The following is an 11951-nucleotide window of genomic DNA, read 5'->3' as shown; positions in this document are numbered from 1 at the left end:
CATGAGCACAGAAAGCACTCCCGCGCTCCTGAAGGGCGCGGCGGGCGTGGACGGTGCGGAGTCCGACGGCCCGGCTCCGGCCGGGCCGTCGGCCCGCGGTCCACGCTCCCGCAGCACGACCGCCTATCTCCGCTATGTGGCGGGCAAGCTGGCCGGTGCGGCCGTCTCGCTGTTCGCCGTGCTCGTCACCAGCTTCTTCCTGTTCCGGCTGATTCCCGGCGACCCGGTCAAGCAGATGACCGGCGGCCGGCAGGTGTCCACGGAGCAGATCGCCGCGATGCGCCGCGAGTTCGGCCTCGACCTGCCGCTCTGGCAGCAGTTCACCGACTACTGCGGCAAGGCGCTCACCGGGGACTTCGGTACGTCGTACCAGTTCCGCGCCCCCGTGATCGACAAGATCACCGAGGCGCTGCCCGCCACCCTGCTGCTCACCGGTACCGCCTTCGTGATCTACACGGTGATCGGCATCTGGCTGGGTGCCCGGTCCGCCTGGCGAAACGGTTCTGTCGGGGACCGCACCCATACGGCCTTCGCACTGACGCTCTACTCCGTGCCCTCGTTCTGGCTCGGTCTGCTCCTGATCATCACCCTGTCGGTGGGCATCGGCCCGATCCCCGGGCTCTTCCCGACCGGAGGCATGGAGTCCGGCAGTACGAGCGGCTTCGACTACGTCCTCGACGTCGCCCACCACATGGTGCTGCCGGTCATCACCCTCGTCGCCGTCGAGTACGCGCGCACCCTGCTGGTGATGCGCTCCTCGCTGCTCGACGAGATGGGCAGCGACTATCTGACGACGGCCCGCGCGAAGGGGCTGCGCGACGATCTCGTACGCCGCCGCCACGCCGTGCCCAACGCGATGCTGCCGACCGTGACCCTGCTCTTCGTGAACCTGGGCAACACGGTCGCGGGCGCCATCCTGGTGGAGACCGTGTTCTCCTGGCCGGGGCTCGGTGGGCTCTTCTACCAGGCGCTGAGCGTGCCCGACCTGCCACTGGTGCAGGCACTGTTCTTCGTCTTCGCCGCCGCGGTGATCCTGATGAACACACTCGCCGATGTGATCTATCCGCTGCTCGATCCCCGGGTGGGCCGATGACGACCTCGACCGATGCCGTGAAGAACAGCGGCCCGCGCGCGCTCACCTGGGCCCGCAGACGCCGTTCGGCGGCCGCCTTCTGGCAGCAGTACCGCAGCCACCGGGCGGGCCTCGTCGGCCTCGCCGTACTCTCCCTGATCGCCCTGATCGCGCTGGCCGCGCCGCTGCTCGTGGGCGCCGGCTCCCAGAGCGTCACCCAGGCGCCGGGCGGCCCCCTGGAACCACCGAGCGGCGAATTCCCGCTGGGGACCGACCAGTTCGGGCGCAGCCTGCTGGCCCTGCTGGTGTGGGGCACCAGGGTCTCGCTGACCGTCGGCCTGCTCGCGGCGTTCCTCTCGGTCGCGATCGGCACCCTGGTCGGGATCACCGCGGGACACTTCAAGGGCTGGTACGGGACCGTCGTCATGCGGATCACCGACTGGTTCCTGGTGATGCCGACCCTCGTGCTCGCCATCGCGCTGGCCACGGTCCTGTCGCGGTCCGTCTGGACGACGATCCTGGCGATCGGCGTGACGACCTGGCCGACGACCGCCCGGCTGGTCCGCGCGCAGACGCTGTCCGTCGAGTCCCGGCCGTACATCGAGCGCTCCACGGCGCTCGGGGGCGGCCACGGGCACATCATGTCCCGCCATGTGCTGCCCAACGTCATGCCGCTGGTGCTCGCCCAGACCACCCTGGTGATCTCCACCGCCATCCTCACCGAGGCGACACTCGCCTTTCTCGGGCTCAGCGATCCCACGATCGTCTCCTGGGGCGGGCTGCTCCAGGACGCCCGTGAGGCCGGCGCGGTCAGCTCCGGCAACTGGTGGTACCTCGCTCCGCCCGGACTCGCCATCGCGGTCGTCGCCCTCGCGTTCACGCTGTGCGGCCGCACCATCGAGACCGTGCTCAACCCCAAGCTGGGGGTGACCCGTTGACCACCACGACGACCATCACGAAGAAGCCCGCGACCGGGCAGCCGCTGCTCGAAGTCCGGGACCTGCGGGTCACCTACGGCTCCGGAGCCCTCGCCGTGCCCGCCGTGCGCGGCATCGACCTGCGCGTCGAGGCCGGCCAGAAGCTCGGCATCGCCGGGGAGTCCGGGTGCGGGAAGTCGACGCTGGCCCTCGCCCTGCTGCGGCTGCTGCCCGCGTCGGCCACCCTGTCGGGCGAGATCCTGCTGGACGGCGAGGACGTCCTCACCATGAAGTGGGGCCGGCTGCGGGCGGTGCGCTGGGCCGGGGCGTCGATCGTCTTCCAGGGCGCGATGCACTCGCTGAACGCCGTGCACCGCGTCGGGGACCAAATTGCCGAACCGATCCTGCTGCACCGGAAGGCCACCCCCGCCGCAGCCCGCAAGCGGGCCGGTGAACTGCTGGAACAGGTGGGGCTGCCGGCCGCCCGCGCGCAGGCCTATCCGCACGAGCTGTCCGGCGGCCAGCGCCAGCGCGTGATGATCGCGATGGCCCTGGCCTGCGACCCGCGTCTGATCGTCGCGGACGAGCCGACCACGGCGCTCGATGTGATGATCCAGGCGCAGATCCTGCGGCTGATCGAGCAGCTCGTCGCCGACCAGGACGTCGGGCTGATCATGATCAGCCACGACCTGGCGGTGCTCGCCGACACCTGCGACCGGCTGTCGGTGATGTACGCGGGCCGGATCGTCGAGGAGGGCCCGGCCAAACAGGTGTACGAGAGCGCCCGCCACCCGTACGGCAAGGCGCTGTCGGCCGCCTTCCCCAGGATCGGTGATCTCTCCTCCCGCCACGCCCCGCGCGGGCTGCCGGGCGACCCGCCGGACCCGGCGGCGCTGCCCTCCGGCTGTACGTTCCATCCGCGGTGCCCGGAGGCGCTGGACTCCTGTGCCACCGCGGACCAGGAACTGCGGGCCGCCGGGGCCGGGCGCCGGGCGGCCTGTGTGCTGGTGGAACCGGAGGCCGTCGCGGCCGCGCTCGCGGGCGCCGATGCCGGGCCACCGGATACCGGGCCGCCAGACGCCGGGTCACCGGACGCCGGGCCGACGGATACCGGGCCGACGGACGCCGTTCTGCCGGATACCGGTCTGCCGGACGTCGCGGCCGCCGCGGCCGGAGCCGACTCCGCCCCGCCGGGGGCACAGCCCGGTCTTCCCGGGGCCGAGGAAGCGAGGAGCACCTCATGACCGCCACCACTCCCCTGCTCAGCGCCGAGGCGCTGAAGGTCACCTTCCCCGGCCGGCGCGGTGCCGCCGCGGCGCGCGCCGTGGACGGCGTCGACCTCGACATCGGGCGGGGCGAGATCGTGGCCCTGGTCGGCGAGTCGGGCTGCGGCAAGACGACCCTGGCCCGCTCCCTGCTGGGCCTGGTGGCGCCCAGCTCCGGCCGGGTCACCTTCGACGGCACCCCGCTGGACTACTCGGGCCGCGCCCTCAAGGCGTACCGCAAGCGCGTGCAGCTGGTCCTCCAGGACCCCAGCGGCTCGCTCAACCCCCGGCACACGGTGTACGACGCGGTGGCGGAGGGGCTGCGCATCCACGGGTACACGGGCGACGAGCGGGCCGCGGTGGCCCAGGCGCTGTCCCTGGCCGGGCTGCGACCGCCCGAGCGCTTCTTCCTGCGCTACCCGCACGAGCTGTCCGGCGGCCAGCGCCAGCGCGTCGTCATCGCGGGCGCACTCGTCCTGGAGCCCGAACTGATCGTCGCCGACGAACCGGTGGCCTCGCTGGACGCGTCGGTGCGCGGCGAGATCCTGGCCCTGCTGCTGCGGCTGCGCGACGAACTGGGGCTCTCCGCACTGGTCGTCACGCACGATCTGGGTCTGGCGTGGAACATCGCGGACCGGGTGGCCGTGATGTATCTGGGCCGGATCGTCGAGACGGGCCCGGTGGAGCGGATACTGACGGCACCTCAGCACCCGTACACCAAGGCCCTGTTGTCCGTGCTGCCGGACGCGGAGGGCGAACCGGTGATTCTGACCGGGGAGCCGCCGGACCCGTCGCGGGTGCCGTCGGGCTGCCGGTTCCATGTCCGCTGTCAGGTCCTGGCCTCGGGCGAGGCCGAACGGGCGGGGGTGGCGGACGCCTGCCGTACGAAGGATCTGCCGGTGCTGGAAGGGGGCGACGCCACCCAGGTGGCGTGCCACTGGGCCACCGCGGTCCCGAAGGCGCCGGTCCCGGCCTGACGCGCCGGTCCCGGCCTGACCGGCGTCCTGCCCGGCCGGCGCTCCGGCCGGCCCTCACCCGCCGGACGGGCCGGGTGCCCCATGGTGGATGGAGCCCGCCAGTTCGCCCAGCGGGCGGCCCGTCCCGCCCCAGCGGTGCTGGATGATCTCGGCCGCGATGGAGACGGCCGTCTCCTGCGGGGTACGGGCCCCGAGGTCGAGGCCGACGGGTGAGGCGAGGCGGGCCAGTTCCGCCTCGCCCACCCCGGCCTCGCGCAGCCGGGCGGTCCGGTCGCGATGGGTGCGGCGGCTGCCCATGACCCCGATGTAGGCGGCGGGCGTCCGCAGCGCGGCGACGAGCAGCGGCACATCGAACTTCGGGTCGTGCGTCAGCACACAGATGACCGTGCGGGCGTCGACCGGGGTCGATTCGAGGTACGTGTGCGGCCAGGCGCGGACGACCTCGTCGGCGGACGGGAAGCGCTCCCGGGTGGCGAAGGCCGGGCGGGCGTCGCAGACCGTGACCCGGTAGCCGAGGAACGAACCGATCCGCGCGGTGGCCGCCGCATGGTCGATGGCGCCGAAGACGAGCATGCGGGGCGGTGGGGCGAACGTCTGGACGAAGACGGACACCTCCTGCATCCGGCGCTGGCCCCGCGCCCCGTACCGCTGCACCCCGGTGGCCCCCTGGGCCAGCAGCCCGCGGGCGTCGTCGGTGACCGCCGCGTCGAGTCCCTCGGCGCCGAGCGAGCCCGCCGTACGGTCCGCCAGGACCACCAGGAAGTCCCCGGCCCCCAGGCCTCCCGGAACCGGAATCGGGTCCTTGTCCGGGCCGGTGTCCGGGTCCGCTCGCGGCAGGACCGTCGCCACCGCCACCGGCTCATCGGCGGCGACGAGGTCCATCACCGTGCGCAGCCGGTCGCGGTCCGCGGCCGAGGTGTAGGCGCGTACCAGGACCTCGATCGTGCCGCCGCAGGTCAGACCGACCCCGAGGGCGTCGTCGTCACTGATCCCGTAGGACCGCAGCCGCGGCCGGCCGGTGGCGAGCACCTCGTCGGCCACCTCGTACACATCGCTCTCGACGCAGCCCCCGGAGACGCTGCCCGCCGCCGCGCCCCCGGCGCTGACCGCCATCGCGGCACCGGGCTCCCGGGGCGCGCTGCCGTGGACGGCGACGACGGTCGCCAGGGCGAAGGGCGTACCGGCCGTGTGCCAGTCGCGGAGTTCGGGCAGGATGTCGCGCACCCTGCAAGCATCCGCCGTCCGCCGCGGGACCGCGCGACGACAGGCGGATACCGGGCACGGACAGGGGCCGCGTCGGGCCGCTGTCCGGTGTCCGGTGTCAGGCGTCAGGCGTCCGGTGCCAGGCGTCAGGCGTCAGGCGTCAGGCGTCAGGCGTCAGGCGGGGCGCCCGTACGCCTCGATCAGCTCGCTGCACCGCTTCACATCGGCGGCCATGGCCACCAGGAGGTCGTCGACCGAGTCGAACTTCAGCATCCCGCGTACATACGCGAGGAAGTCCACGGCGACATGCAGCCCGTACAGCTCCAGGCCCACACGGTCGATCGCGTACGCCTCGACGGTCCGCTCGGTGGCATCGAACTGCAGGTTGGTCCCCACGGAGATCGCGGCGGGCATGGCCTCGCCGTTCACCTGGAGCCAGCCCGCGTAGACGCCGTCGGCGGGGATCGCGGTGTGCGGCAGGGTCTCCACGTTCGCCGTCGGGAAGCCCAGCTCACGGCCGCGCTGCGCACCGCGCACCACGATGCCCTCGACGCGGTGCGGCCGGCCGAGGATCTCGGCGGCGCCCGCCACATCGCCCTCGGCGACCAGCCGGCGGGTGAGGGTGGAGGAGAACGGCTGACCGCCGCCGGCCGCGCCGCTCACATAGAGATCGATGACCTCGACGGTGTAGTCGTAGGTGGCGCCCAGCTCGGTGAGCAGCGCCACGTTCCCCGCCGCCTTGTGGCCGAAACGGAAGTTCGGTCCCTCGATGACGGCCTGTGCGTGCAGTTTGTCGACGAGCACCTTCACGATGAAGTCGGTGGGCGACAGCTTCGAGAACTCGGCCGTGAACGGCAGGATCAGCACCGCGTCCACGCCCAGCTCCGCCATCAGCCCGGCGCGACGGTGGTGCGGGGCCAGCAGCGGCGGGTGGCTGCCGGGGCGGACGACCTCGCTGGGGTGCGGGTCGAAGGTCACGACGACGGACGGAACGCCCAGTTCGCGCGCCCGTTCCACGGCACGGCCGATGATCAGCTGGTGCCCGCGGTGCACTCCGTCGTAGGAGCCGATGGTGACGACGCTGCGTCCCCAGTCCTGGGGGATGTCCTCCAAGCCACGCCAGCGCTGCACTGTGACCGCTCCTCGCCCGAACCTGTGTACGTGTGTATGTCGATTACGCAGGTCTAAGACTGCCATGCTCACGTCCCGCGACCCGCATCGGCACCGGCATCGCGGGCCGCGACGCCTCCAGCGCCTCCACGGTCCGCCGGGTGCTCGGGCCCACCACGGCCGCCCATTCCTGCGGGGCGTCGGTCAGCCATCCGATGACCAGGGCGGCGAACCCGGGCACGTCCCGGGCGAGTTCGACGAGCCGCCGGTCGAAGCGGGCGGCGCCCTCCGGTGTGCGCACCAGCAGTATGCCGGTGCGGTGGACCAGCGCTCTCGTGCGTACCTCGGGCCGGCTCCCGCAGCCGGCCGCGGCGGCCCGCAGCAACGCGTCCAGTACCTCCGGGTCCCGCCCCCTGTCCTGCTCGAACTCCAGCAGGACCTCCAGCAGCTCGGCCCGCAGCGGCCGGGAGTCGGCGCTCCCCGGCCCCGCGAGCACACCGGCTAGCGCCCCGCGCACGACGGGCGGCGCGGGCCGGTCGCGGAGCAGCCCGGTCACCAGGGGCAGCAGCAGGGCACGGGCGGCGGCGCCGTGCTCCAGCCGGAGGTCCACGTACTCGGCGGCGGGCGTGCCGTCCTCCGGATGGCTGTCGATGTACTCCCGTACGAGCCCTGCGGCGTGCAGTGCCAGGGCGGGCGTGTCCAGCGCGGCCAGCTCCCGCAGCACCTCGCCCGCGCCGTCCCCGGGCCGGGCCAGCCGGGCGCGCAGGGCGGCGAGCACCGGCTGCGGGCGGGCCGGGAAGACCTCCGCCAGCAGTGCCACCGGCAGCCCGGGATCACCTGCGGCGAAGACCCGCAGGGCCTCGGCGAGGTAATCGTCCCTGGTCTGCGGATCGCGTACGAGGAGGGTGAGCGCCGCTCCGTGCAGCGCACCGGCGGAGCGGCGGCCCAGCAGTGCGAGGGCGGCGGTGCGCAGCAGGGCCCGGTCGGTGCCGGTGAGCGTGCGCCCGGCGAGCAGCGTGGCGTGGTGGGCGGCGGCCGGGTGCCGCGCGGGCCGGTCCTCGTCGCGCGCCCAGCGGGCCACGGCCCGGCAGAGCGCGGCCGGCTCGTCCTCGGCGAGGGCGGCGAGGAGTTCGGCGGCCCGGGGGTGGGGCGTCACCACGAGGGCGTCGGTCAACTCGTCGACGGCCAGGTCCCGGCGGGCGTACAGGAGGGCCTGCGCGGCGGCGGCCACGGTGGGCCGCAGGGGCACGTCCCGGTCGTGGAGCAGCGGGCGCTCGTCGGTGAACCACCGGCACAGCAGCGCCTGCACCGCGGGCGGGTCGACGGCGAGCCGCCGGGCCACGGCGTCCAGATACCGTTCGTCGCCGTCCGCGCGCGGGACTCCGTCGGCGGGCACGAGCCGCCGCAGCAGGTCGATCCGGTCCTCCTCGGGCAGCCGCAGCCGCCGCCAGAACCAGGGACCGAACTCCGCGTACGCCCCCAGTCCGGCCGCCCCGCCCCCGTCGGCGGACCGCCGGGTGATCCGTCCGGCGAGCACCCGCAGGACGCCGAGATACGGACGGGCGTCGGGCACGGTGAGCAGCGACTGGCCCAGGAGATGGGCGGCCCACCACACGGCGTCCTCGTCCGGCCGCGCCTGCCCCTCCTCGTGGGAGAGCCGGTCCAGTGCCTCGATCAGATCGGCCATCCGGTGCGCCAGGGCGGAGGCACCCTGGCGGCGCCCCAGCAGGAGCATCGCCTGGATCACCGGTCCGATGCGGTGCCTCGGTACGGGCAGGCTGCGGGGCTCCGGTGTCCCGGGGAGCTCCTGGGCCGGCCGGGGCTGCCGGGGCACCTGGAGCGGTGCGGGCTGCCACCGCCGGCCGCGCCGGGGCTCGCCCGGCTCGGAGGACAGCCGGGGTTCCCGGGGCTGCTGGACCCGCTGGGGCTGGCGCGAGCGACGGGGCCGCGGCATGTGCGGTCCGGGGGCCCCCGGGGCGTCGGGCTCCTCCGCCGTGTGCCAGCGGTGGACCAGTGACCGCAGTGCCGCGTCGAGGTCCAGATGCGCGCCCTGCACCCAGTCCCCCAGCTCCTCATGGGCGAAGCGGTAGCCCGCGCCCGCGGGGACCAGGAGGCCCTCGGTCAGGACCGCCGAGGCCCAGCCGGTGCGCCAGGGGAAGATCTCCTCGAACGCCGCCCGGTCCAGCTCGCCCTGGCCCGGCCCCAGACAGCGCCGGGCCGCCTCGTGGACCTGCCCGGCCACCCGGGCGGCCAGCCGGCGCACGGCGGTGCCCCGTGGCTGCGGATCGGCCGCCGCCGCGATCCGGACCGCGACGCGGACGCACATGAGGTCGAGGTGGGCGCCGAAGACGTCCTCGGTGCCGGGCCGGCCGGGCACGTCCGGGGGCAGCGCCCCGCGTACCTCGGCGAGCAACCGCAGGGTGAGCGGGTGCCGTTCATGGCCCGGGACGAGGGCGCCGGACGGGATGCCGTACCGCTCGCGGGCGCGTTCGGCCTGGCTCGCGGTCAGATCGCCCAGCCGCAGCGCGGGCGGCAGCCCCCGGGCGGACCGCGCCGGGCGGTGCAGGGTGTCCGGCGGGTAGAGCGAACCGGCCCGCTCCCAGTGCTCGGGGCGGCAGGCGACGACGAGCCGCACTCCGTGCTGCCGCAGCCAGCCGGCCGTGCCCGCCGTCCACTCGGCGAGCCGGTGGGCCAGCAGCGGGGGCATCTCCTCGGGGCCGTCGAGCACGACGAGCAGCGGGCGCCCGGCCGCGGCGGCCAGTCCGGCCACCCGCTCGGGGGTGGCCGTCGCCATGTCGCCCCGGGCCCCGGCCGCGGAGACGATCCGCGCGGAACCGGCGAGGGTACGGGCGAGTGCCCCGGCGATGGAGACGTCGTCGGCCAGCAGGTCGGCACCGCGCAGCCACAGGGTGAGCGCGGGGTCCTCGCCGCCGGCCCGGCGGGCGGCCAGGGCGGCGAGTTCCGTGGTGCGGCCGGTGCCGGGCGCCCCGACGAGTCCGAGGACCGTGCCCGTGCCGTCCTCGAAGGCGGTGAACTCCGCGTGCACGTCCTCCCGCTCCACCGGTTCGGTACGTGAGTGGGGGCCGCCGGCGGAACCGACCGAGGTCGCGGTGAGCTGGAGGGCACCGGCGAGGTTGAGGTCGCGCCCGTAGCCCGGGACGGCAGACGCGTTGCGCCGCAGCAGAGCGCCGAGCGGGCCCTCCGCGTCATCGGGGCCGGCCGCGAGCGGCAGGGCGAGCCCGGCGGCCTCGTGGGCGGCGCGCAGGGCGGTGCAGAGCACGCCGAGGACCGCACCGGTCACCGGGTCCGTCACCGGGCCTCCCACGGCCGCCCCGCCCGAGCGCAGCGCGTCGCGCCCGTCCGTGCCGAGGGCCAGTTCCAGCGCGGCGCCGACCGGATGGCTCCGGCCGCGCTCGGTGTACGTCGCCGGGGACGTACCGAGCACGCGGGCCTCGCGCCAGCCGTGCGCAGCGATCCGTACGTACGTCCCGGCCTCGATCCGCTCCCGTGCGGCGATGGGCAGCGGCTCGGCGCCGAGCGCGTCGGGGCCGCCGGTGCGCAGCAGCGCCAGGCCGAGCGCGGGCAGTGCGGTGATGTCGCCGGGGCCGAGCGGGACGCTGCGGCCGTCGCTCCCGTGCAGCACCAGGGGGGCGCCCGAGACGACGGCCTGGTGGCCGGTGACGACCGTCCCGCGGTCGTCCGCGACAAATCCGGTCCCTCGCGGCCGGCCGGCCTGATCGCAGATTCTTACCAGCTTCGACCGGTCCCCGCTGCCCATGCTGCAAACGGTAGGTCGGGAGTGATCGGCGCGAGAAGCGCGAGGTACGAACACGCCCCCTCGTACACCCCTCATTCACTCCGAGCGCCCGTCCATTGGGGTGAATTCGCCGGGCAGGATGGACAGGGCTCAACCCGGGAGGGGGGTCGTGGAGCGGGCATCGGGGGCTGTGCCCGCTCCACGGCAGGACCGGCGGTGGAGCGGGCAGGCCCCGGGGAGAGCGTCCGTCAGGCGAAGACGGCGAGGCTCCTGGCCTTGCCCTTCTGCTCCTCGACGAGCACCAGGAACGTCCCGTCGGGCCCGAAGACCCCGACCGGTCCCGGCGGATACGCGGGCATGTCCAGCCGGACCCCGTTGAGCAGCAGCCTGGCCCGCTTCTCGTCCACGTCCCAGCGGGGGAACGCGGAGGCGGCGGCCTCGGCGACCGGCATCACGGTCAGCTCCTCCTGGTGCGCCTCCAGCGTCCTCGCCGCGTCCAGGCCGTACGGGCCGACCCGGGTGCGCCGCAGCGCCGTGAGGTGACCACCCACGCCGAGCCCGGCACCGAGGTCCCGGGCGAGGGCGCGGATGTACGTACCGGAGGAGCAGACGACGGAGACGACGAGGTCGACGACCGGGGTCCCGTCCTCGGCGACGGCCTCGCGGACGTCGTAGACGTGGAAGGACGAGACGGTCACCGGACGGGCCGGGATCTCGAACTCCTCGCCACCGCGCACCCGCGCGTAGGAACGCTTGCCGTCGATCTTGATGGCACTGACCTTGGACGGCACCTGCATGATCGCGCCGGTCAGCGCGGCCACCCCGGCGTCGATGCCCTCCCTCGTCACACCCGAGGCGTCGGTGGACGAGGTGATCTCGCCCTCCGCGTCATCGGTGACGGTGTCCTGACCGAGCCGGATCGTGCCGAGGTACTCCTTCTCGGTCAGCGCGAGGTGGCCCAGGAGCTTGGTGGCCTTCTCGACGCCGAGCACGAGCACACCGGTCGCCATCGGGTCGAGCGTGCCTGCGTGCCCGACGCGGCGGGTGCGGGCGATGCCGCGCATCTTGGCGACGACGTCGTGCGAAGTGAAGCCGGACGGCTTGTCGACGATGACAAGGCCGTCCGGCGTCCTGTTGTTCTGCTGTGTCATGCGGAGGCCGAGCCCTCGTTCCCGCCGGGGCGCTCGGGCCCGTCGGACCCCTCGGCCTCGTCCTCGTCCTCCGGCTTGCGGTACGGGTCGGCGTCGCCGGCGTACTTCGCGCCGGTCGACACCTCGCGTACCGCGGCGTCCTTGGCCCGCGCCTTGTCGAGGAGGTCCTCGATGGTGCGGGCGTTGTCCGGCAGGGCGTCCGGGACGAAGGCCAGGGTCGGTGTGAACCGGACCCCGGTCTGCCGGCCGACCTCGGAGCGCAGGACGCCCTTGGCGCTCTCCAGCGCCGCGGCGGAGGCCGCGCGCTCCTCGTCGTCGCCGTAGACCGTGTAGAAGACCGTGGCCTCCCGCAGGTCGCCGGTGACACGGGCGTCCGTGATCGTCACGAATCCGAGCCGCGGATCCTTGATACGCCGGTCCAGGGTCTCCGCGACCACGACCTGGATGCGATCGGCCAGCTTGCGGGCCCGCGCGTTGTCGGTCACCGGTCCGTCACTCT

Annotated in this window: 9 protein-coding genes; 4 read left to right on the top strand and 5 right to left on the bottom strand. The window is 74.3% G+C overall.

Going from position 1 to position 11951, the window contains the following annotated elements:
• Position 1 precedes the first annotated feature (1 nt).
• From OHA98_RS10180 to OHA98_RS10165, 4 genes are read left to right on the top strand one after another with little or no spacing between them, the layout of a single operon-like run.
• Positions 2-1093: an ABC transporter permease gene (locus OHA98_RS10180; protein WP_266924444.1), complete on the top strand. Its 1092-nt coding sequence runs from the start codon at positions 2-4 to the stop codon at positions 1091-1093.
• A complete protein-coding gene (locus tag OHA98_RS10175) occupies positions 1090-2010 on the top strand; it encodes an ABC transporter permease (RefSeq protein ID WP_266924442.1) in 921 nt (306 codons plus the stop codon). The genes OHA98_RS10180 and OHA98_RS10175 overlap by 4 nt, the downstream gene beginning before the upstream one ends.
• Positions 2007-3233, top strand: coding sequence for an ABC transporter ATP-binding protein (locus OHA98_RS10170; RefSeq protein WP_266924440.1), 1227 nt, complete (start codon positions 2007-2009; stop codon positions 3231-3233). Before OHA98_RS10175 ends, OHA98_RS10170 begins: the two co-directional genes overlap by 4 nt.
• Positions 3230-4231, top strand: a complete 1002-nt coding sequence (locus tag OHA98_RS10165) for an ABC transporter ATP-binding protein (RefSeq protein WP_266924438.1) — start codon at positions 3230-3232, stop codon at positions 4229-4231. The genes OHA98_RS10170 and OHA98_RS10165 overlap by 4 nt, the downstream gene beginning before the upstream one ends.
• 54 nt (positions 4232-4285) lie before the next feature.
• Here the strand turns inward: OHA98_RS10165 and OHA98_RS10160 are convergent, their stop codons facing one another.
• The 5 genes from OHA98_RS10160 to rbfA all read right to left on the bottom strand — a co-directional run bounded on the left by OHA98_RS10160 (position 4286) and on the right by rbfA (position 11937).
• Positions 4286-5455, bottom strand: coding sequence for an XdhC/CoxI family protein (locus OHA98_RS10160; protein WP_266924436.1), 1170 nt, complete (start codon positions 5453-5455; stop codon positions 4286-4288).
• A 153-nt stretch (positions 5456-5608) separates the two neighbouring features.
• Positions 5609-6565 carry a bifunctional riboflavin kinase/FAD synthetase gene (locus OHA98_RS10155; RefSeq protein ID WP_266924434.1) on the bottom strand — a complete coding sequence of 319 codons (957 nt, stop codon included), beginning with the start codon at positions 6563-6565 and terminating at the stop codon, positions 5609-5611.
• A 43-nt stretch (positions 6566-6608) separates the two neighbouring features.
• Positions 6609-10322 carry a serine protease gene (locus OHA98_RS10150; RefSeq protein WP_266924432.1) on the bottom strand — a complete coding sequence of 1238 codons (3714 nt, stop codon included), beginning with the start codon at positions 10320-10322 and terminating at the stop codon, positions 6609-6611.
• Between the two features lie 227 nt (positions 10323-10549).
• Positions 10550-11452: a tRNA pseudouridine(55) synthase TruB gene (gene truB / locus OHA98_RS10145; RefSeq protein ID WP_266924430.1), complete on the bottom strand. Its 903-nt coding sequence runs from the start codon at positions 11450-11452 to the stop codon at positions 10550-10552.
• Entirely contained in the window at positions 11449-11937 is a 489-nt protein-coding gene (gene rbfA / locus OHA98_RS10140; protein ID WP_266924428.1) for a 30S ribosome-binding factor RbfA, read from the bottom strand. Before rbfA ends, truB begins: the two co-directional genes overlap by 4 nt.
• Positions 11938-11951 lie beyond the last annotated feature (14 nt).

This window comes from Streptomyces sp. NBC_00654 (genome assembly GCF_026341775.1).
GTDB lineage: Bacteria > Actinomycetota > Actinomycetes > Streptomycetales > Streptomycetaceae > Streptomyces.
Note: the sequence above shows the minus strand (reverse complement) of the source record. Positions and strands in the feature narration are given on the sequence as shown.